The organism is Streptomyces sp. ISL-96 (genome assembly GCF_018614035.1).
Classification (GTDB): Bacteria; Actinomycetota; Actinomycetes; order Streptomycetales; family Streptomycetaceae; genus Streptomyces.
The window spans coordinates 1-20,881 of the sequence record NZ_JAGGPA010000056.1; the positions used below are offsets into that span (position 1 = coordinate 1).

Consider the following 20,881-nt stretch of genomic DNA (forward strand, 5'->3'; position numbering starts at 1 on the left):
GGGCGGGGGTGCGGGTGGGCGGGGTGCGGGTGCCTGCGGCGCTTGAGATGCCGCGTGCTGCAGTCCTGTCCCCCGGCGGCTCCCCCCAGCTACTCGGGTCCGTACGGGACATCCCGCGCCAGGCGCGGATCGTAATACGTGACCCGCCAACCCACCCCGAGCTGCCGCGCCAGCTCCCGCGCCAGTTCCTCCCCCCGCTCGGCGAACGCCGCCTCTTCCCGCGGGTCCGGGAAGCCGGACGCCATCGGGTCGTCACGGTTCAGCGTGGCGTCATACGCGTCGCCCCAGCGCTCCAGGTCCTCCGCGAGGCCCTGGTCGACCGGCAGTTCGCCGGGCGCGACGTTGTCGTTGACGCCGTCGCTGCCGCGAACCCACACCGGATGGCAGTCGTAGTCCGCGGCCAGCCGCACCTGCCGTACGACTGCCCCTGCCCCTGCTCCTGCCCCTGCTCCTGCTCTCACACCGTCACCTGTCCGTCCCGCTAACCCGCGCTCTTGGGGTTGGCGCCGACGACGAAGCCGTTGCCTCCGACCGTCACCGCCACCCTCCGCTTCTGGCCCTTGAACTCGACCTCGTAGATGGGCCGCCCGTCTCCCTTGCCCTGCGTGCCGACCTTCTTACCCTTGGTCGCGGCCTGCATTACGAGGTCGGGAATGTCCTCCCGGGCGATTCCGCTCCGCTCGAAATCATCCGCGTGCTCTTCGATGATGTGCTTGAGGCCGGCCCGCGAGTTGCCTTCCTCCAGGAACACGATCTTCCCATCGGCGTCGCGCTCGGCCCTGATGACCTTCTCGGGATCGAACTTGACGCCCGTCTCCTTCATTTCGTCCAGGAGTTCCTTGTCCACGCAGTCGTTGTTGTGGACGAGGACGTTCTGGCCACCCACACCGACGTAGTAGGTGTGGATTCCGTCGACGGTGAGATCGTGGGTGGTCTGCCGCCGGGTGTGGTGCGCGACTGCGGTGACGGGCAGGGCGGCGCCGTCGGGCGCGCGGAGCTGCGCGCCGGGCCTGATGTCGCCGGCATCGACCCAGCGGTGCGCGCCGGTGCCGCTCAGCCAGAAGGGATGCGTGTCGGTGGCGGTCACGGCCCGGAGCCCGGCCGGCGTCCGGATGGTCAGGCGGGTGAAGTTCTTGTCGTCGTACGTGGTGATGGTGTGCGTGACCCGGCGCGCGGTCGTGGTCCCGCCGACGGGATCGGTAACGGTGACGCGGTCGCCGATGCGTACGGTCTCGATGGGGATGCGGGTGCCATCAGCGAGAAGCACCGGGGTGCCGGGCAGGAAGCTGTGTGCGGCGGCGCAGGTGATGGGCCGGTTGTCGGGCTTCTCTGGTTTGTCGGGCTTCTTCTCGTCCAGCTTGCGCTGGGCGTCGTCGAGTTTGTCCTGAGCTTCCTTGACGCGCTTGCGGTTCTTCACCATGCCGGTGAGGCCGTCGTACAGGTCGTCGCCGTGCTTCTTCAGCTTTCGTACGAGCTCGGCAGCCTTCTTCCACTTCCACGGCGCACCGTACTTCGCCGCGAGCTTGCCGACGGCTCCGCCGATCAGGCTGGTCAGGACGTTGATGAGGGTGTCCGTGCAGGCTCCGGCGTCGCCCTTGGTGACGCAGTCGACGGCGTCGGTGATGCCGAGTTCCTCGGCCAGGATCTTGCCGAGTTCCTTTGCCGCCTGCTTGGCCTTCTCGCTGTCGCTCTGCTCGGCGTTCTTGGCGTCCTGGAGCTCCTTGAGGGCCTTCTCGTACGCGAGCTGCTCGGGCGACTTGGTGCTGCCGGCGTCGCCGTCCCCATCGCCGTCGGACACTGGCTGCTCGTCGTCGCCCTGGCCGCCGCCGTCGTCCCGCGCCTGCGGGTTGCCGCCGCCACCGTCCCCGCAATCGCCGCCGCCGGTGACCCGGCACACCGCCGCGCCCACCTGCTCGGAGATCGTCTGCCCGAGCCCAGTGGCGACCAGCGCCCCGATGATGGCGGCGACGACCAGCACCAGCCCCGCGTACTCCAGCGTCGTCTGCCCCGACTGCGCCTTGCGCAGCCCCAACAGGCGGGCGTCAGTACGTGGTTGACCTCTGCGGAGCCGACCGAGGTGGAGTGCCATGCCCATGACCGTACGGATGACCCTGCTCACGGGGCATGGGCCCACGGGCCCAACGCGGGCTCAAATCCGGGTCATGGCAGCTTCGCTGCCTGGGCCGTGGCGAGCCCTGCGGGGATTTCGGGGGTCTTCGCGTCGATGAAGTTGGCGGCGTAGAAGATGACGACCGTCGATCCGGTGCGTACGAGCTGGAAGACGAGCGGCACCTTTGTGCCCTCGAAGGACCCGGTGACCTGGTAGGCGAGGGCTTCCTGTCCGGCCTTGGGCGCCGGGAGTTCCTTTACCTCGGTGTAGGTGGAGGGACCGTCGCCACCCGTGGTCTTGAAACCGCCGGCGCATGCTCCGACGGCGTTCTTGACGCCTCGGAGCACCTGCATCGCGCGCCCCTCGGGGTACGAGGTGAGGATCTCGGTGACGACCGTCTGGTCGTCGTTGCCCTCCTCCGACTCGTCCGTGAGCGTGCGGTGGACGGCGGCGGACGGGGTGGGCTCGGGGGCTCCGTTGATGACGGCGGCGAGCGGCTGGCACTCGGGCTGCTCGGCGCGCTCGGTACCGGTTTCGTCGCCGCCCTGTAGGGACGTAACGGCGAAGTCCGGTACGTCGCCACTCACCAGAGCGACCTTCTTCAACTCGCCTTCGCCGAGGGTCTCGCCGGTACTGCTGACGCGCTTGTCGGCGGCGGCCGAGGCGGTAGCCGAGGCGGCAGGTTTCGCCTCGGCGCGACCACCGCTCTTGTCGCCGGCATCGGACGATGCCCCGCCGCACGCCGCCGTGAGGCTGAGAACTGCCGCTGCGGCGGCCGCTGTAGCCGCCTGTCGTGGCGAACGTATCGAACGTACTGAACGTGCCGAACGTACCTTCACGCCTCACCGCTCCCCGTGAGTACACCACTGAACGCACGCACGGTAACAACGAAAAGGCCACACGCGCCCGGGCCCACGGACCTAAATGGACCAACAGACCACGCGGGCCGGCACGCAGGCGAGGAGGGCAGCCGAGTCCTGGAGCGCGCACTGAGCACGGCGCTCCCTGCGGGGGACCAGGGGCGCCACGACCGCTCGATCGTCACCTTCTCCCTGCCTGCCTGCACCGGTCTCGCCCCCGGACCTGACGTGGCTCGCGCACCGCGTCGCGGCCGGTGAGCTCGACCCGCAGATCTCGTGGCGCGGCAGCTGGGAGAAGGCCGCGGACGCCATCGGCGCCCTGCTCGAACGCCGGCTCCACGGCAAGGCGGTCCTGGACATCGTCTGCCCCACCCCCGCCGCCACCCACCCTGCGCTATTACGTCGCTTCCCCGGCCGGCGGCCCCGGACGTACGGCTGGAGATTCCGGCGGACGCACCGGCGGACGCACCGGCAGCCCCACCGCACCCACAGCCACCAGCTGCGGCCGCTTGGCCGTGCGCCCGTCGCCGGAGGAACGGCCGCGCAGGCGGCGGCCCAGCCAGGGGCCGAGGTGGGCGGTGGCCCAGCGGAGTTCGGCGTTCGCGGCCCGCCACCCGGCGAGGGCGGGTTGCGGGGGCAGGGCGTGTGTCCACGCGTCGTCGGCGCCGGGGCGCAGGGCGGCGTGGGCTGCGGCGGCGAACCGTTCGTGGCCGAGGGGGCTGAGGTGGAGGCGGTCCGTGGTCCAGACGCGCGGGTCGACGGCGAAGGCGTGGTCGGCGGTTTCGACGACGGCGACGCCGTGGCGGGCAGCTGCCGCGCGGATGCCCGCGTTGAGGGCGTACACGCGGGGCCGCAACGGCCGGGCCAGCGGCACGACCTGCCCCATGTCGGGGAAGGTGACCGTCACCACGCGGGCCCCGGTGGCGGCGAAGGCGGCGAACATCGCCTCCAGATGACCGACCACCTCGACGACGTCGAACTTGGGCCGCATCAGGTCGTTCACCCCGGCGACCACCGTCACCAGGTCGGGGCGCATGGCCAGGGCGGGCGCCAGCTGCTCGGCGCGAACCTGGCCCGCGAGGCGTCCGCGTACGGCCAGATTGGCGTACTCAAGGCGGGGGTTGGCAGCCACGAGGTGTTCGGCGAGGCGGTCCGCCCAGCCTCGCAGGCCGGTGACGTCGCCGCCGTCGCCGAGACCTTCGGTCTGACTGTCGCCCAGGGCGACGTAACGCGCGTACGGCACCGACGTACCGGACGGCTCGGGCTGCTCATCGCTCGACATGGGATGCCCGCCTCTCGCGCAGGACGGCCGCGACGCGCAGACCCCACTCCCGGTTCTCCTGCTCCAGCGCCAGACCGCGCAAGCAGGTGAGGTACGGGCCGATCCGTTCGCCCTGGCGCAGGAACTCCTTCTCGTCCAGCCCGCCGCGCATTTTGCGGAGCATCTTGCCGAAGAGCTCGATCTTGGCCTCGGCGGCGGCCGCCCGCTCCTCAAGCTGTTCGATCAGCGGGCCGGTATCGACGGAGTCGGCGGCCTGGACCTTGACCAGCAGGTCGTCGCGGATGAAGGAGGGTTTCGACGCGGCGGCGGCGAAGGCTTCGAGCTCGGCGAGACCGGCTTCGGTGACACGGAACAGGCGCTTGTTGGGCCGCGTCTCCTGGACGACTTGCCGGCCTGCGACCAGGCCTTCCTTCTCCAGCTTGGCCAGTTCGGCGTACAGCTGCTGGGGCAGGGCATGCCAGAAGTTCGCAACGCCGATGTCGAACGCCTTGGCCAGCTGATACCCGCTGTACTCGCCCCGGCCGTCACCGTCACTGCCGTCACCTTCCAGCAGCGCGGCCAGTACGGCATGTCGCAAGGCCATCGATGCGACCCCTTCCATTTCGTCACCCGTCCCCCCATCATACTCAAGGAAGTGACTAGTCAGATTGATGGGTATGGAGGGGTGAGCGACAGATGGAGACCGAGGCCGAGACCGAGGCCGCTCCCGGTACCGCTACCGCTACCGCCGAACGCTTCCGCGCCGCCGTGGAGAAGGAGGACCTCGGCGCGCTGGAGGAGCTGTTCGCCGACGACATCCGCCTCTACAGCCCGGTGAAGTTCCAGCCGTTCGAGGGCAAACCGATGGTGATGGGGCTCTTCGGCGTCCTGCTGCGCACCTTCGAGGACTTCCGTTACGTCGGCGAGTACGACGGCACGGCGGAGACGAGCGCGGACGGCGGCGAGGCCCCCTCGGCCGTCCTCCTCTTCCGTACCGTCGTGAACGGAAAGGCGATCCACGGCATCGACCTACTCCACTTCGACGAGGAGGGCCTGATCAAGGAGTTCACGGTGATGGTCCGCCCGCAGTCGGCGGTGCACGCCCTGGGCGAGGCGGTGCTTGCGGGGCTGGTCGCCGACGGTCTCGTACCAGCGCCTCGGGGTGATTGATTCGGACAAGACGTCGATACGCCTGGGGGTTTGGAGTGTCCGAAAGCATCACATATTGGGTTTTCCACAGGGGGTGCGGGGAGCGGGGCGTTACGGGAGAGTTTGGGGATGGGGGAACTTGAGGAACTGGCGCGGGGTGGGGTGCTGCTGACGGCGTGGGCTCGGGGCGCGGGCTGGCCGCAACGGCTGTTGAACCGGCGGCTGCGAGCCGATGGGTGGACGCGGATCATCAACGGAGCATGGTGCGCGCCAGGCAGGGCGGTCGATGAAGGGGTGAGACTCCTGGCCCTCCAGCTGACCGGTCCGGAGCGGGTGGTCAGCCATCGATCGGCGGCGGCCGTGCACGGCATCGAACTGCTCCGGACCGACGTGGAGCTGACCGCTCCGCGACGGGTGAGCCGACCCGCGTCCGCCCGCGTCCACCACCTTCCGCTCCAGTCGCACGAGGTGGTTACGGTGCGGGGGCTGCGGGTGACGACCGTCGTCCGCACGCTCGGCGATCTGCTCCGGGACGGACCCCGGGACGAAGCACTGGTCGCGGTGGACTCCGCGCTCACCTGGCGGACGGTCCGTGGGCGGCGCGTACCGCCCCTGACGGACGAGGGCCGACTCGCCGTTGAGTTGCGGGGTTCGCGTACCGGGACGGCGCGGGGTCGTGGGTGGCTGGCATTGGCCGATCGCCGCTGCGGGTCGCCGGCCGAGACCATCGCCCGGCTGCGGATGGTCGACGGGGGGCTACATCCGGAATCCCAGGTTGAGCTGAGGACCCCGAGCGGGCGGCTGTGCCGTCCGGACTTCCTCTTCCGCCGGGAGGGGGTGGTCGTGGAGATCGAGGGGTACGCGTTCCACGGCACGCGCGATGCCCACCAACGGGACATCCAGCGCTTCAACGACCTCGCCGCCTGCCCCGAGGTCCGCATCATCCTCCGTTTCACCGCCGTCGAGGTCTTCCATCGGCCCGAGGGCATGCTGGCCACCATTCGTCAGCAGCTCGTCTGACGTCCGTCGCTCCCCCGGCCCCCCTCCCTCCGACCCCGCCAGACACCCCGGCCAAGGGCGTCTGGCGGGTAGGAGGGGGAGGGTCATTCACCGGCGCGGTACGGGGGCTTCCAGCCCCCTGCACGGCAGTACGGCCCAGGACTTGGTGCCCCGGTGCGGTGGGTGAGCCTCGGCGGAGCCCCAGTCGCCGCCGCAGTCGTCGACGAGGGCCGCGAGCAGCCACAGGGAGCGCCTACGGCGCTCCGCGCAAAGGGTGATCGCGTCCGGGTCCTTGTGACGGGGGTGCTGGTCCCAGAGGACGAGGCGGAGGGTGGCATTGCGGTAACGGAGGGAGAGGTACAGATCCTCCCCGGGTGTCAGCTTTGCCGCCGTTGCGATGAGTTCACTGGCCGCGAGTACGGCGATGTCGGCGTACGGGGCCAGGTGGTGCGCGCGCAGGGCGGACCGTACGGCGGTACGGGCGATGGCCGCGCAGTGCGGTTCGCCGGGGATGGTCAGGCTGTACGCGAGGCTGGAGGGGCGGGGCGGGCGCGGCGCACGGTGGAGCGCGGCGGTGGCTGATGGGGCGACGGGGCAGAGCGCGGTGCGAAGGGTCGGCGACACTGGGGACTCCTTTGTCCAGACGGCGAGGCGAGCACGAGTGGCCCACGGGTGCGGTGAGCAGTGGCTTGTCTCCCTGACGCGGGACCGCCCCTCCCAGGGAAGGAGAGTGCGGGCAGGACCGCGTGATGCACTTCCAACTCATTTGCGTGAGCGGTGCGTTACTCAATGTAGAGCGCGCCAGGGTTAATTTGCCCCTCCGTCGCGGAAAATGCGCCCTTTCGTGGCTCACTCGCACGCGTACGCGGCAGACTGCACACGACCGCACGCGGAAGGGAACGGCATGGCAGCGAGGACGTCCCCAACGGAACGCCAGAAGCGACTGGGTAGCGAGCTTCGCAAGATGCGCACGTCAGCGGACGTCTCAGCCGAGTTCGCAGCCGGACTGCTCGGCGTCGACCGGGGCAAGATCTCCAATATCGAGTCAGGCGCACGAGCCATCAGCGCCGATCGCCTGCGCACATTGGCCTGCAACTGTGACTGCACGGACGAGGCTCTTGTCGACGCCCTGGTCGAGATGGCCCAGCCCAGCAGGCGCGGCTGGTGGGAACGGTATCGAGGTTTGCTCCCACAAGGCCTCTTGGACATTGCCGAGTTGGAGGCGTACGCAGTACGAATGCGAGCCGCATGCTCGATGCACATCCCGGGGCTGCTCCAGACCTCGGACCACGCACTCGCCGTCTTCCGAGTTGTGATCCCTCATCTCCTCGAACACGAGATCGCCCTCCGGCTCGCCCATCGCGTGGAGCGCCAACAAGTCCTGGGCGGCGAAAATCCGCCCGGGTTCGTGGCGATCGTCCACGAGGCTGCCCTACGAATGCAGTTCGGCGGCCCGAGCGTGGCGCGGACCCAGCTCCACCACCTACTGCGGAGGTCGGAGCAGGAGAACGTAACCCTGCTTGTCCTCCCGTTCGAGGCGGGCGCCTTCCCGGGCGCCGGGCAGACAGTGCTCTACGCGGAAGGGCCGGTGCCGCAACTCGACACCGTCCAGATCGACAACTCGCATGGCCCGGATTTCCTATACGCCGAAGCTCAATTGGCGAAGTACCGGGCCCACCTGGACTGGATGGAGGGAATCGCGCTGTCGCCCGAGGGCTCGCGAGACTTCATCCACAACATCGCGCGCCAACTCTGAGGGGATGAACCGATGACTGAGATCAACTGGGAAGACGCGTTCTGCGGCGAAGGCAACTCCTGCTTCCGCATAGGAACCGACAACGAAGGAAATGCCTTCATCGCCGTCCTCGGCGAGGAGGACCGTTACCTCACCGACAGCCAAGACGCTCTGCGGAACCTGATCCGGGACATCAAGGCCGGCAAGGCCGACCACCTGCTCTGATTCGACCGCGCCGGGGTGGTGGGTCGTGCCGCCGTCTGCGACGGGCGACGGCTCAGCAGGGATGGTGTACGAGCGAAGGCCGGGCCGCAGGGGACTGAGCGCCCTGGGACCCGGCCGGTGACGGGCGTCAGCTCTGGCTGCCGGAGGCTTCGCCGCGCGGGAAGGAGACTTCGACCCGGCGGTTCTTCTTGCGGCCTTCTTCCGAGTCGTTGTCGGCGATCGGATAGTCCTCGCTGTACCCGCGGATCTCGAACGTGATGGTCGAGTCGAGAGACTTGTTCAGCTCCTGCTGCACGGCGTCCGCGCGCTTCTTGGACAGCACCTTGCCGTGCTCGTACGAGCCGAGGTCGTCGGTGAATCCGAAGACCCGGATCTTGGTGGCCTTCTGGGCGATGATCTCGTCCGCGATGGACTTGATACGGGATGCGGCCTCGGAGTTGAGCTTCGCGCTGTCCTTGCCGAAGAGCACCTCGGCCTGAAGCGCGAACTTCACGTCGGAGTTGGTGTCCTCACGCCGCTCCTCGCCGCCGAGGTCTTCGACGACGGACTTGATGTCGATTACGCGGGCGGGGGCGAGGGTCGCTCCGTCGCCCAGTTTGAGACCTGGTGAGTTGGAGTCGACGTCGGGGGGCGGCGATGTTGTGGTGCTGCCCGGGGGCACGCTGGGCGAAGGCTCGGCTTGCGCACTTGTGATGGTCAGACCTGTAACAAGTACCGCCATCGCAATAGTGGCAGTGGCGAGATGCGCTGGGCGGCTTCGGATATGAGTGAAGGACATGGTGTCACTCACCGTCGGAGATCTCGATGGTCGCCACGGGCATGTCGGCGATCTGAAAGTCTACCTTCGTAGCCTCAGCCGGCGGAGCGGGGAACTGGGCGAACCAGGTCTGCTCCTCCCCATCCTTGAATGCACCGCTGAACTGAGTGCAAAGGCAGCGCCCATCAGTGTCCCGCAGGATGAGGTACTTCTTCTTTCCCGATCGGTCCACAAGCGAGGCGCCTGCCATGGAGGCAGAGTTACCAGACAACTCCTTCTCCTCTCCCCTCCAAGGGGTCGGATTCCAGCTCCCGCCCTTTCCGTTCTTCACCCATCCGCTGACGGTAAGAAATCCCCCTTCGTCTCGTACGGCGGTATTGATCGTAAGGGTGGTATTGTCCGCACCCCCCTTCACTTCAGCCAAGACCGATTCCTCTGGGGCTTTAGGCTCCTCGTCCTTCGGCTTCCCCTTGGTTCCCTTGCCCTGGTCGGTCGGACTCGAAGAGGAGGCCACATCGGGCTTTTCACCGCCGTCCCCGCCACAACCGGCCACCGTGAGGACCAAGCCAGTCGTGATCGCCGCTGCGGTCAGTGCCCTTCGGGCCTTCATGGTGTGCCGCATGCTCATCAGTAGCTCTTCCTTCTCTTTACTTCGCTCGTCACTCGGCCAGATGAACAGAGAACAGGTCATTCGGGTAAGGCAAGTCGGCTTCAACGAAGTCCTTGGGATCAATCTCCCACTGAACACTGTCCTCACAGTCGAGCTCGATGAGCTTTGCCGGATCACTGTTGGGCGTGATCTCGCAGCGAGGCTCGACCACGGCGGTGGCATCGGCCTTGGCACGAGTGTTCTCCGTCCCGGGAATCACCGAGTCGCCCACCGTGAAGTACGTCTCAATGTCCGCTGTGAACGACGGTCCGTCTATGTCCACATCGAAATCCACGAGTTCCGAATCGTTCTCGCTGGCTAGCTGCGCTGCGGAAGCCTCACCACCAGTGCCGTCGAACTTCTCGCCGTTGAGCCAGGCGGCTAGTTCGTCCGGTGTATGGAAGGAATCGATGAAGCCATCGGTCAGCTCGTCCCGTATTTCCTGAGCACCCGCGAGCGCGGCCGCATCAGCGGCCGATTGACCGCCATTGCGGGCAACAGCTGCCTGAGCAAAAGCAAAGTACGCGAACGCAAGAAAGAGCAGACCCCCCACCCACACAACGTATATGGGGAGGGTCTGCCCTCGGTCCTGCCGAAGCCTGCCCAGCATCATCCGCCGGTGATGTCGTCCACTGCGTCGCTGATCGCCTCCGAGATCGTCTGGTCCAGGTCCAGTTCCCGAACCGCCACCACGATCAGCGCGATCACCACGACCAAGCCCGCGTACTCCACGACGCTCGCGCCCTCGTCCGCTCGCTTCTGCATGCGCGACACGACCGTGTTCCGCCAGTTGGTGATCGCGAGCTGGGCCTTCGTGGCGGTCTTGAGCGTGAGGTTCTTCGACATGGGGTACCCCTCCGAGTTGGGCCGACGTGTGCGTCTCGCCTTCGACACGAGAAACGTACGTCGGAGCAGGGGTTTCACCAGAGGGTCCGTGGGCCCAACCCTGGGCCCAAAGGGCGACTTGGGCCCTCGGCAGCGCAGCTGTCGTCGTGCGCTCAGCCATGACTCGTCGTCCCCCTCGCCGATCCCAGCCACAGGGCGATCGCTTCGCTCCTGGTCGCGCTGTGAAGTTTCGCGAAGATGCGGTTGATGTGGTTCTTGACGGTCTTCTCGCTGATGAAGCAGGTGGCGGCGATCTGCTGGTTGCTCATGCCTGACGCGATCAGGTCCATGACCTCCACCTCCCTCGCACTCAGCCCGAAGTCCTGGACATTGCGTGGCCGCTGGGTCCGCTGATCCTGCTGCCGGTCAGTTGAATACTGTGCCATGCCCGATTGCACCTGCGAAGAGTTTTCTCGCACTCGAACCGAATCCGAGACGTCTGGCCCATCATTGGTCTCTCGCGGAGCATGTGCAGTCGCATCGTGTGCCGCCGCGTGGCCAGGGATCCGGCTCGCGCCCGTGTACGGCCGACCCGTGGCGTACACCGTGCCGAGCCCCTCCGGGAGCTGTCCTGCCCCGGCCGGGGCAGCGCCGCCCCCGCCTCGCATATGGGCCAGCAGCGCGTCCTGGGCCGAGGCCGTGAAGTGGGCGCGGCCCTCCTTGATGTCGCGTACGGCGCCGACCAACTGCTCGGCGGTGAACTCGCCGTGCACCAAGTAGCCGCCCGCGCCCAGCCGCAACGCCTCGTGCACGATCTCGCTCTCGCGGCTGTACGTCAGCATCATCACCGGCGCCACCTGGACCAGGTACGGCAGCGCGGAGATGCCGTCGACGCCCGGCATCCGGACATCCAGCAGCACGACATCCGGCCGGTATTGCTGGGCTGCTGCCAGGGCCTGGCGGCCGTCGGCCGTCTCCGCGACGACCTCGACGTCGTCGCGGCTGCCGAGCAGGGCGGTGAGGCCTGCCCGTACGACCGGATTGTCGTCGGCGATGACTACGCGCAGGACGCTCGGCGGGCCGAAGGGGTCGGCACTGTCGAAGGGGGACGGATCGTGGAATGCCGCCGCCGGCGGGGGAACGCGGACCCCGGCGGGGGTGTGTTCCGAGCAGGGTTCGACCGTGTGCGACGACGTGTGCTGGGACACGTGGGACGGCGACGACACGGACTGGTTGGGCCCGGAGCTGTACGAGCTTTCGTCCGGCATGGTGCGGCCTCCTCTCGCGGGAGTGAGCGGGGACGGTGGACGGTGGATGGTGGACGGTGGACGGCGGACGGCGGATCGGCGGTTCAGTTCGAGAGTTGCATCGGTGACGGAAGCGGTGGCAGCGCCGGCAACGGCGGGAGCGATTGCGGGCCGGTGGCGCGCGGCGGCGCCAGTGCCGCCGCCGGGAGTTCCAGGCGTACTTCCGTGCCCGCGCTGCGGCCCCGTCCGATGCTGATGCGAGCGCCGATACCGGCCGCTCGCTCGACCATCCCCACCAGGCCGAAGTGGCCGGCCCTGCGGAGGTCGTCGAGGCTGATGCCGGCGGGCAGGCCCCGGCCGTCGTCGAGCACGCTGATGCGCAGCACTCCGCCGACCAGGCCGAACTCCACCGTGACGCGAGAGGCGTGGGCGTGGCGGTGGCTGTTCTCCATGGCCTCCGTGGCGATCGTCAGCAGGTGGCGCGCGACCGCGTGCGGAACGGTCGGCACAGGCGACGGCGAAGCAGCAGCAGAACCGCCCACCATGTGGAAGGCCGTCTCGATGCCCGTGCGCTGCCCGAAGTCGGCCAGCCGCGCCGCCAGTTCGTCGGCGACCACCACTCCCCCGGTGTCGTAGTCCGCCTGCCTGCGCAGGTCGGACAGGATCTCGCGGGACTCCGCCGCCGCCCGCCGCGCCGAGCGCGCGACCATGCCCGCCTGGTGCTTGACGGTCAGCGGGTCCATGCGGTCGGCGGACTGCGCCAGTCCCTCCGCCGCCATCGCGACGCCGTGCAGGGTCTTGGCGACCGAGTCGTGCATCTCGCGGGCCAGGCGGGCACGCTCGCCTTCCACCGCGTCCGTGACCGCGAGCCGGGCGTTGGCCTCGGACAGTGCCTGGGTGGCGGCACCGAAACGGAACATCAAGTTGCGTAACGTCACGCCGATAATTCCCGCCGCCACACAGAAACCGCTGATCAGCAGCGTGCTGGCCGGGCTCGCCATCCGTTCCGCCCACGCCGAGTAGGCCGCCGCCAGCAGGAGGATCTGGATCGCGGTGAAGATGCCCGCTCCCCGCCAGCCGTACAGCAGGCCCGCGAGGAGCGGCGTACAAACGGTGGCGTAGCCGAGGGCGGAGTCGGGGGAGGCCGTGAGCAGCAGGACGGAGCCGAAGATCAGGTCTACGCCCATCAGCGTGCGGTACTTGATGAGCAGGGGGCCGAACACCTCCCAGTCCCGGAGCATCGCGTACGACCCCACGAAGCTGAAGACGACCGCACCCCCAACCAGCCAGCCGCCGAACTGCCCCCCGGCCCTGGCGAGCGCGAAGGGCGCGCCCAGCGCGATCATGGCGAGGCGGAAGCCGAAGACCTGGCGGCACAGCGCCTGGAGGGCGTTGATCTGGATCGGGATGCTGGGGGCGGGTACGTCATCGGCGAGGGCGGACGCGGGGGCCACTTCCGGAGCGGCCACGCCGCCCTGAACTGTCCCGCCACTGAGGCCGGGCCGGATCCCGAGCCGGAGCCGGATCGTGGGAAGCGTCGCCATGGCCGTCAGCCGCCGAAGACCGAGCCGAAGTCGGTCTCCGACCCCAGGAACATGTTGGTCACGATGAGAAGCAGCGTGGCCGGGACCATGAAGGCGAGCGTGACGACCGTCGTCTTGGGGATCGCTTTCGCGGCGCGGCGGCGGGAGTTCTGGGCATCGGTGCGGCGCATGTCGTTGGCGATCTGGATCAGGGTGTCGGCGATGGGCGCGCCGAGTTCCTCGCCCTGCTGGAGCGCCGTGACGAACTGGGAGACCTGTTCGGATTCGTTGCGTCTGCGCAGCTCGTCGAAGGCCTGGCGCCGGCTCACGCCCATGTCCATCTGGCGCAGGGTGATGCGGAGTTCGTCGGCCCACGGGCCTTCGTACTTCTCCGAGACGCGGTCCAGCGCCTGCCGGAACCCGAGGCCCGCGCTGACGACGACGGCGAGGACATCGAGGAAGTCGGGCAGCGTCCGCTCGATGACGTCCTTGCGTTCGCGGATGGCCTGCCAGATGGTGACGTCCGCCGCGAGCCACCCGTACGCGATGCAGAAAACACCGAAGAGCGGCAGATCCTTCAGGAGCAGTACGAGGGCCGAGAAGCCGCCGAACAGGCCGTATACGGCTCGGCGTGCGGCGTACCGGTCAATGGTGAGGCCGCCAGGGTTCCCCGCCATGTCGATCTTGCGGCGCTTCTTGTCGACCAGCCTCGGCCCCATGACGCGGAGCACACCCGGCGCGAAGCGCATGCCCAGGCGGTCGACGGCCGACTCCGTACCCGAGACGCGCGACGCGCCGATCTCCAGGGCGACGGCCAGGTCTCCGGGGATCTTGGCTTCAGCGCGGTACATCCTGATGCCCTGAAAGACGCCCGCGACGCTCAGACCGACCACCAGCGCGAGAAGTAGTCCCATGGCGGATACCTCCTCAGAGAATGAGAATTTCAGACGTCGATCTTGCCTAGGCGGCGCATCACGATGAAGCCGAGTGCGTAGAGACCTATGGCCACGACCACGATGATCTGGCCGGCCGGGCTGCCGGTCATCCGTTCCATGGAGCCGGGGGTGACGGAGTTGAGCATGATCATCGCGCCGAGGCCGAGAAGTGGGATCGTGTACGCGGTCGCATTGACCTCGGCCAGCATCGTGCGGACCTCGCGTCGCGTCTCCTTGCGTTCCTCCAGCGTCTCGGTGAGGTTGCGCAGCGAGCCGACGACCGTGCCGCCCGCCCGGTTGGAGAGCACCAGAGTCGTGACCAGGACAACGAGCTCGCGCGACGGCAGGCGTTCGGCCAGCTCCCCCAGGGCGTCGTCGATGGACCGCCCGACCGCCAGCTGGTTCGCGACCCCCGCCAGCTCCTCGCCCGCCGGAGCTTCCAGCTCCTCGGCCGCCATGCTCAGCGCCGTACGGAGGGCCAGTCCGGCAGCGGTCGCGTTGGCGAGTATCCGGGACAGGTCGGGGAGCTGGTTGATGAAGGCCTCGATGCGCTTCTGCCGCTGCCAGTTGAGGAACGCGCTGCCGCCCCACAGGGCGACGAGAGCGGCGACGGGGCCGAAGAAGGGCGCCAGTACCGAGGAGGCGATCAGCCACAGGGCGGCCACGCCGATCATCAGGTAGACGAAGAACTCGCCTGCGGTCAGGTCGAGTCCGGTGGCCGACAGCCGTACGTGGATCTTCTTGCCGAGCGCCGTTTTCCGCAGCCGCCGGTCGACCCCCATGAAGCGCCGCTGCCGGCCCACGGCGTGCGGGCCCGTGATGGCCAGGCGCTCCACGAGGGCGGCACGGTGGGCCTTGCCCGAGACGTAGGTGTGCAGCCCGGCGACAGCCAGGGCGCCGCAGAGCAGCGTGCTGCCGATCGCCAGCATTGCGGGATTGTTCATGGCAGTACCTACTGGACCTCTCGGACGTAGAGCGGATCAAGCGGATCAAGCCGGTCAGCCGAACTGAGCGGATCATCGAGTTCCGATACGACGCCGAAGCCGGGCGGGATCGGCTCGTTCGCGAGGTGGAGCCGGTCCGCGATGCGGCGGGGCAGCCCGAGGTGTTCGAACCGGCCGTGGACGATACGGTCCGCGCTCATCGGCTGGGCGACGAAGCGCGAGACGGTGGCGATCTTGAACCGCTCGCGGCCGTGGGACACCAGGATCGCGATCTCGCTGATCTTGCGAGAGCCGTCGGCCATGCGCGACAGCTGGACAATGACGTCGATGGCGCTGTTGATCTGGTCCCTCAGCGCTTCGAAGGGGATCTCGACCTCCGACATCGAGCCGAGGGTCTGCAGGCGCATCAGCGCGTCCTCGGCGCTGTTGGAGTGCACGGTGGCGAGCGAGCCGTCGTGACCGGTCGACATCGCCTGGAGCATGTCGAGCGTCTCGCCGCCGCGTACCTCACCGACGATGACGCGGTCGGGGCGCATGCGCAGGGAGTTGCGTACGAGGTCGCGGATCGTGATCTGGCCCTTGCCCTCGACGTTGGGCGGGCGGGTCTCCAGGCGGATGACGTGCGCCTGCTGGAGCTGGAGTTCGGCTGCGTCCTCGACCGTGATGATGCGCTCGTGGTCGGGGATGAGGCCGGAGAGCGCGTTGAGGAGCGTGGTTTTCCCGGAGCCGGTACCGCCGGACACGATGACGTTGAAGCGGGCGCGGACCAGGGCCGACAGCAGCATCAGCATCTGCTCGTCGAGCGTTCCGAGGCTGATCAGCTCCTGGAGACGGTACGCGCGCGGGAAGCGGCGGATCGTGAGGGTGGGGCCGGTCAGGGACAGCGGCGGAATGATCACGTTGACGCGCTCGCCGGACGGCAGGCGGGCGTCGACCATCGGATTCGACTCGTCGACGCGGCGGTTGACGGTCGAGACGATGCGCTCGATCGTCTGCATCAGCTGCTCGTTGGACGCGAAGCGCATGGGGAGCTGCTCGACCCGGCCGGCCCGCTCGACGAAGATCGAGTCGGGGCCGTTCACCATGATCTCGGTGATGGACGCGTCTTCGAGGAGCGGTTCGAGTACGCCGAGTCCGAGCGCCTCGTCGACGACCCGGCGGATGAGCTGGGAGCGCTCGGCGGTGGAGAGGACGGGGCCCTCGCGGCTGATGATGTGGGCGAGTACGCGCTCCAGCCGGGCCCGCCGCTCGGCCGCCGCGAGCGAGGACATCTCCGCGAGGTCGATCTCTTCGAGCAGCTTGGTGCGGTAGGTGGCGACCAGGTGGCCGTCCTCCCGTCCACCCGCGTGCTCGTCGGGGGCGGTGATGCGTGCCCGCAGACTCATGTGCGTAACTCCTCGCGCTCGTGCGGACCTTTCGTACGGACGTGTTGTCGTCGGTTACGGCTCTTCCTGGTCGGCGGGCATCGTCACCGAGCGCTCGACCTCGCCGAAGTTGTCGATGCCGGGGACGACCGAGGGGATGGACACCTTGGCTGTGGCGGTGAGGGAGTCGCCGTTGATCAAGTCGATGTCCGTCCCCTCGGCCAGCCAGTCGCTCATCGCCGCCTTGCCGGTCGCCTCACCCTGGCCGTACAGCTCCTCCTGTGCCTGTGTACGAGCCGCGGCCCGCGCCGCGGTGCCCGCCTGGGAGGCGGCGTAACCGACGATGCCGAGCTGGATGCAGGCCATGGCGACCAGCAGCAGGACGGGCAGGAAGCCCGCGAACTCGAGGATGGCCGCACCTCGGTCACGGTCGTGGCGGTTGATCCGGCAACTGATCCGGCAACTGAGCCGACGGCGTAAAAGTCTCATTGGTCAGTCCCCCTCCAGCGCAGCGCCCGCGCTGCCGGTCACGTCCCACGGGAAGCTGCCGGCCCCGGGGAACAGGATGGGCGTATTGAGTTCGACGTGCGCCTTCCACAGGTTTCCTTCCTGCGCGCAGCTGATGTCCCCGGCATCGTCCTGCCACGACGACGGCAGGTGTTCCGTGGCCGCGGCCACGCATGCCGCCTGCGTGCCGCCACCACTCGTCGCGGCCGCCGTAGCCGCCCGCGCGCCCTCGTCCGCCGCGTTGCCCGCCAGCGAGAAGGTGTAGCCGAACAGCACCGCCTGCCACATCGCGATCATCACGAAGAGGATGAGAGGAGCCATGCCGGCCAGCTCCACGGTCACCGCACCCCGGTCCCGGTCCCGGTCCCGTTCCTTGCCCCTCCCCCGGAGCCCGATCGCTCCCCGGTCGCTCCGGAGCAGCTTGCCGCCGCCCTTGCCTCCCCCGCCCGCCGCCGGCTTCACCAGCCCCAGTTCGCCGGCGAGCGACCACAGCGCCTGCTTGACCGTGCTCCGGCTGTCCAGGTCCTGCATGCGGCCGGCGTCCGTCACCGCCTGGAGTTCCTTGAAGTTGGCCGGGATCGCGGCCCGCGCCACCTTCGTTCCCGTGATCCGCTCGACCAGCGGCGGCTGGATCTCCGTGTTCCGGTTGTGCCGGTTGACGACGGTGGTCGTCTCCTCCGCCTTGCGGATCTGCAGCCGGTCCCACATCCGCACCATGCGCTTGGCCGCCCGTACCGCCACCACGTCCGGTGTGACGACGAGCAGCGCCTGGTCGGCCATCTCGACGGCGGCCGCGTTCGCGCTGTTCATCTGCGTACCGCAGTCGACGACCACGACCTCGTAACGGTTGCGGAGCGCGCTCACCACCTGTCGCGCCACCCGGTCGGTGACCTCCTCGCCGCGCTCCCCCTCGGCGGGTGCCAGCACCAGGCTGACGCCCGTGGGGTGGGAGAAGACCGCGTCCTGGAGTACGCGCGGCGAGATGTCGGCGATGCCGGCCAGGTCGACGATCGAGCGTCGGAACTGCACGTCGAGGTACGACGCCACGTCCCCGGACTGGAGGTCCAGGTCCACCAGCGCGACCGTACGCCCCGAAGCCTTCGCCGCCAGTGCGAGCTGTACGGCGACGACCGTGGCCCCGGTGCCGCCCTTCGCGCCGGTCACCGTCACCACCGTGCCGCCAGGTCCCGTGAAGACGTCCGGCCCCGTGCCGAGGTGGCGGCGTACGCCCGTGGACCAGGAGGCGGCGCCCTGCACGCGGGCCGCCAGCTCCTCGTAACCGAGCGGCAGTCCGACCAGACCGCGCGCGCCGGAGTCCATGGCGGACGTGAAGAGCGCGGGCCCGGTGTCGGCGGTGACGAGGACGACGCCGACCGCCGGGAAGCGCAGAGCCACCTCCCGGATCAGCTCCAGCGCCGGCACCGGCCCGATCCGCTCATGCACGAGGACCACCTCGGGCAGCTCGTCGAGCGATTCGCCCGCCAGCCGCGCGAGGGTGTCGAGGAGTGAGGTCGAGTCGGTGACGGGAGGGGCCGGTTCCGCGTCGGGGAGCTGGCTGAGGAGGGTCGTGATGGCGCGGGCGGCATCAGGATCGCCGACCGCCGGGAGGATACGAGTCGTCATACGCCGGTCCTCACTTGTCCCCGTCGAGGGTGTACTCACGGTCGCGCGGCGAGATGGTGGTGTCGCTGCCGTCGGCCACGAGGGCCAGGCGCACATGCTCGGCGAAGGACTCTGCGTACGCCACGCGCTGGGCATCGAGCGTGTTGAGAGCGAACGTGATCGGTACGGCGTCGGTGGCGCGGCGGCTGCGGTCGTTCTTGCCGGGCTCAAGTGCCGTGATCTTGCCTACGTCGAGGACGCGGGCGCCGGAGACGATGACCTGGGACTTGTTCGGCTGCCCTTCGTCCTCACCCTCGAAAGTGGCATAGATATTCACACTCGAACCGGGATTGATCTTGCCCGCCACCCCGGTCGCCGCGTCAATCATGATCGCGATTTCCTGCTCCCCGGAGCCCAGCTCGGGTTTCTTCACGATCATGTCGCTCTGGAGAAGGGAGCCCTTCTGGAGCTGGGTCACGGCGATCTTGCCGCGTACCTCGGAAATGTCGGTCACGGCATTGGCGGAAAGCCACCGCTTCGGCATCGAGATCTTCTCGAACTGGCCGGCGTCGAGCTGTTTGTACGGCGCCACGTCGCTCTTGAGCCGGTACGCCGCGACTTCCGGGCCCACCTTGGAGTTCACATCACTGATCACGGAGAGCACGCCGGCGAACGCCCCGAAGGCGCAGAGAACCGACAGGAGCAGCAGAATGACGCCGCGGCGCTGACGTGAATTCATGGAGACGGGCTACCTCGATCAGGAACGTCGTCGGACGGTCAATGGACATTGAGCACGGTGGTGCTGCACGTACATGAACAGTTGTGCTGTTTGGTTGTGCTGTTTGAGGGATGCAGGGATATGGTGCCCCGCCCGGTGCTAGGGCGACCCATGGTTCAAGACACCGACCGCGCGGGATTGGTTCTCGGGTGGTGGTGTGAGTGGGGCTGAGCAGAAGCCGCAGCGGTCACCGATGAGTTCGATACCGCACCAGTGGCACTTCTCCCGCCGTACGGACGCGACCAGTTGGTAGAGCACGGAAATGTCCGGCAGAAAGGCGGCGAACTCGATCATCTTCGCCGTGCCCCACCAGCGGGGGGAGTCGGCGGGCAGTCCGGTCTCCTGTACGCCGGAGACCTGCCAGGCGGGGGCGAGGGTCCCGGTGACCCAGTCGGAGGTCAGATTCCCTTTTCCGACGAGTAGTTGGGTGGCGAATTCCGGCCCACGCAGCCCGGCGGCTGCGCCGGTGGTGGTGGCGATGGCGCCGGTGGTGGCGATCGCGGTCGCGGTCCCGGTCGCGGAGCCAATTTTGATCAGCTGCGGGTTCGGATTGGCAAGTACACCGAACTGCGAGCCCGGCACCCAGGACTTCGCGTGCGCTTTCAGGCTGACGGGAACCCGGTCGAGTTTCGTGACGGAGTTGAGCAGCGCGCCCGCGTAGATGTAGTGGGACAGCAACCTGGCCGCCGAGGCGACGACGCCGGCGCTGAAGTCGCAGATCGACAACTGCCGCAGCTGACGCACGAGTACGGCGACTGCGAGGGGCGGCAGATCGAGCTTCAGCAGGGCAAGCCGGTCGGTTTCGAGCATCGAGCGGATGGTGTGGAGGCGGCGTTCGTGGGCGGTGGGAATGGAGGCGGGGTAGAGGGCGACGACGTACCCGTACCGTTCGAGCATGACGTTCATGTCGACGAGCGCGGCCTCGAGGGGCTGAGCGTCCGGGGCCTGGAGCAGGGCGGCGGTGGGAGTCTGCTGATCGGTGGGCGGCAACACCAAGTCGGCGCTGGTGACTGCGATCGCGGTCGGCACGTTGGTTTCCCCGTTCACTCCGTACGCCGCTGCTCCCGGCGCCCGCAGATCGATACTGCTCCGTCGTGCTGCACCAGCACTTTATCCACGGCCTACGTGGCGGAGAACACTTTTCCTTTTTCTCATACGGGCCCTACGGCTCCCCGGGGTGAAGGGGAGCGGAACGGAAGAGCCCGTGCGCCCGCGCGCCCCCGCCCCCGTCCCAAAGGCCTGACCGGCAACCAGCGTGTCCTGGAGCGTTGATCGCGTCTGCGATGGGGGCCGCCACATGTAAGTGTGGCGTCGGAGGCCCGCCGGGGGGAGCCCACGGGAAAGGCCCGGCGATTGGCCGTTCACCGTTGCCGGGCGGCGGGCTCAGTGAGTGGGGCGCATGAGCTCTAGG

Annotated in this window: 23 protein-coding genes; 4 read left to right on the forward strand and 19 right to left on the reverse strand. The window is 68.4% G+C overall.

The window, feature by feature from the left end:
* Positions 1-89: 89 nt before the first annotated feature.
* From J7E96_RS29470 to J7E96_RS29490, 5 genes are all read right to left on the reverse strand, one after another.
* Positions 90-461: a hypothetical protein gene (locus J7E96_RS29470; protein WP_215135636.1), complete on the reverse strand. Its 372-nt coding sequence runs from the start codon at positions 459-461 to the stop codon at positions 90-92.
* A 20-nt stretch (positions 462-481) separates the two neighbouring features.
* Entirely contained in the window at positions 482-2,089 is a 1,608-nt protein-coding gene (locus J7E96_RS29475; RefSeq protein WP_215135638.1) for a Hint domain-containing protein, read from the reverse strand.
* Between the two features lie 71 nt (positions 2,090-2,160).
* Positions 2,161-2,949, reverse strand: coding sequence for a hypothetical protein (locus tag J7E96_RS29480; protein ID WP_215135640.1), 789 nt, complete (start codon positions 2,947-2,949; stop codon positions 2,161-2,163).
* A gap of 418 nt (positions 2,950-3,367) precedes the next feature.
* Complete coding sequence (locus J7E96_RS29485; RefSeq protein ID WP_215135642.1) at positions 3,368-4,252, reverse strand: SGNH/GDSL hydrolase family protein; 885 nt, start codon at positions 4,250-4,252, stop codon at positions 3,368-3,370.
* Positions 4,239-4,835 (reverse strand): PadR family transcriptional regulator, encoded by a 597-nt coding sequence (locus J7E96_RS29490; protein ID WP_215135645.1) that lies wholly within the window; start codon positions 4,833-4,835, stop codon positions 4,239-4,241. Before J7E96_RS29490 ends, J7E96_RS29485 begins: the two co-directional genes overlap by 14 nt.
* Before the next feature lie 92 nt (positions 4,836-4,927).
* Here J7E96_RS29490 and J7E96_RS29495 point away from each other — a divergent pair, with 92 nt between their 5' ends.
* Together J7E96_RS29495 and J7E96_RS29500 are read left to right on the forward strand one after the other, a co-directional pair.
* The gene (locus J7E96_RS29495) at positions 4,928-5,401 is read left to right on the forward strand and encodes a nuclear transport factor 2 family protein (protein ID WP_215135647.1); all 474 of its coding nucleotides are present in this window, start codon (positions 4,928-4,930) and stop codon (positions 5,399-5,401) included.
* 108 nt (positions 5,402-5,509) lie between these two features.
* Entirely contained in the window at positions 5,510-6,400 is an 891-nt protein-coding gene (locus tag J7E96_RS29500) for a hypothetical protein (protein ID WP_215135649.1), read from the forward strand.
* A gap of 87 nt (positions 6,401-6,487) precedes the next feature.
* Here J7E96_RS29500 and J7E96_RS29505 read toward each other — a convergent pair whose 3' ends face one another.
* Entirely contained in the window at positions 6,488-7,003 is a 516-nt protein-coding gene (locus tag J7E96_RS29505) for an ATP-binding protein (protein ID WP_215135651.1), read from the reverse strand.
* Between the two features lie 280 nt (positions 7,004-7,283).
* Here J7E96_RS29505 and J7E96_RS29510 point away from each other — a divergent pair, with 280 nt between their 5' ends.
* Together J7E96_RS29510 and J7E96_RS29515 are read left to right on the forward strand one after the other, a co-directional pair.
* Positions 7,284-8,135 carry a helix-turn-helix transcriptional regulator gene (locus tag J7E96_RS29510; RefSeq protein WP_215135653.1) on the forward strand — a complete coding sequence of 284 codons (852 nt, stop codon included), beginning with the start codon at positions 7,284-7,286 and terminating at the stop codon, positions 8,133-8,135.
* A gap of 12 nt (positions 8,136-8,147) precedes the next feature.
* On the forward strand, positions 8,148-8,339 hold the full coding sequence (locus J7E96_RS29515) for a hypothetical protein (protein ID WP_214969734.1): 192 nt from the start codon (positions 8,148-8,150) through the stop codon (positions 8,337-8,339).
* Positions 8,340-8,466: 127 nt separating this feature from the next.
* Here the strand turns inward: J7E96_RS29515 and J7E96_RS29520 are convergent, their stop codons facing one another.
* The 13 genes from J7E96_RS29520 to J7E96_RS29580 form a co-directional block, all read right to left on the reverse strand.
* On the reverse strand, positions 8,467-9,117 hold the full coding sequence (locus J7E96_RS29520) for an OmpA family protein (protein WP_215135655.1): 651 nt from the start codon (positions 9,115-9,117) through the stop codon (positions 8,467-8,469).
* 4 nt (positions 9,118-9,121) lie between these two features.
* Positions 9,122-9,787 (reverse strand): hypothetical protein, encoded by a 666-nt coding sequence (locus J7E96_RS29525; protein ID WP_308296188.1) that lies wholly within the window; start codon positions 9,785-9,787, stop codon positions 9,122-9,124.
* Entirely contained in the window at positions 9,756-10,358 is a 603-nt protein-coding gene (locus J7E96_RS29530) for a pilus assembly protein TadG-related protein (protein ID WP_308296189.1), read from the reverse strand. The genes J7E96_RS29525 and J7E96_RS29530 overlap by 32 nt, the downstream gene beginning before the upstream one ends.
* Positions 10,355-10,591, reverse strand: a complete 237-nt coding sequence (locus J7E96_RS29535; RefSeq protein WP_215135678.1) for a hypothetical protein — start codon at positions 10,589-10,591, stop codon at positions 10,355-10,357. The genes J7E96_RS29530 and J7E96_RS29535 overlap by 4 nt, the downstream gene beginning before the upstream one ends.
* A gap of 152 nt (positions 10,592-10,743) precedes the next feature.
* Entirely contained in the window at positions 10,744-11,838 is a 1,095-nt protein-coding gene (locus J7E96_RS29540; protein WP_215135657.1) for a response regulator transcription factor, read from the reverse strand.
* Between the two features lie 83 nt (positions 11,839-11,921).
* Positions 11,922-13,361: a sensor histidine kinase gene (locus J7E96_RS29545; RefSeq protein ID WP_215135659.1), complete on the reverse strand. Its 1,440-nt coding sequence runs from the start codon at positions 13,359-13,361 to the stop codon at positions 11,922-11,924.
* Positions 13,362-13,366: 5 nt separating this feature from the next.
* Positions 13,367-14,254 carry a DUF5936 domain-containing protein gene (locus J7E96_RS29550; protein ID WP_215135661.1) on the reverse strand — a complete coding sequence of 296 codons (888 nt, stop codon included), beginning with the start codon at positions 14,252-14,254 and terminating at the stop codon, positions 13,367-13,369.
* Between the two features lie 29 nt (positions 14,255-14,283).
* Positions 14,284-15,219, reverse strand: coding sequence for a type II secretion system F family protein (locus J7E96_RS29555; protein ID WP_215135663.1), 936 nt, complete (start codon positions 15,217-15,219; stop codon positions 14,284-14,286).
* An 8-nt stretch (positions 15,220-15,227) separates the two neighbouring features.
* A complete protein-coding gene (locus J7E96_RS29560; protein ID WP_215135665.1) occupies positions 15,228-16,604 on the reverse strand; it encodes a CpaF family protein in 1,377 nt (458 codons plus the stop codon).
* Between the two features lie 54 nt (positions 16,605-16,658).
* The gene (locus J7E96_RS29565; protein ID WP_215135667.1) at positions 16,659-17,072 is read right to left on the reverse strand and encodes a TadE family protein; all 414 of its coding nucleotides are present in this window, start codon (positions 17,070-17,072) and stop codon (positions 16,659-16,661) included.
* A 3-nt stretch (positions 17,073-17,075) separates the two neighbouring features.
* Positions 17,076-18,713, reverse strand: a complete 1,638-nt coding sequence (locus tag J7E96_RS29570; RefSeq protein WP_215135669.1) for an AAA family ATPase — start codon at positions 18,711-18,713, stop codon at positions 17,076-17,078.
* Between the two features lie 10 nt (positions 18,714-18,723).
* The gene (cpaB, locus tag J7E96_RS29575) at positions 18,724-19,431 is read right to left on the reverse strand and encodes a Flp pilus assembly protein CpaB (RefSeq protein WP_215135671.1); all 708 of its coding nucleotides are present in this window, start codon (positions 19,429-19,431) and stop codon (positions 18,724-18,726) included.
* 138 nt (positions 19,432-19,569) lie between these two features.
* Entirely contained in the window at positions 19,570-20,499 is a 930-nt protein-coding gene (locus J7E96_RS29580) for a hypothetical protein (RefSeq protein WP_215135673.1), read from the reverse strand.
* Between the last annotated feature and the right edge of the window lie 382 nt (positions 20,500-20,881).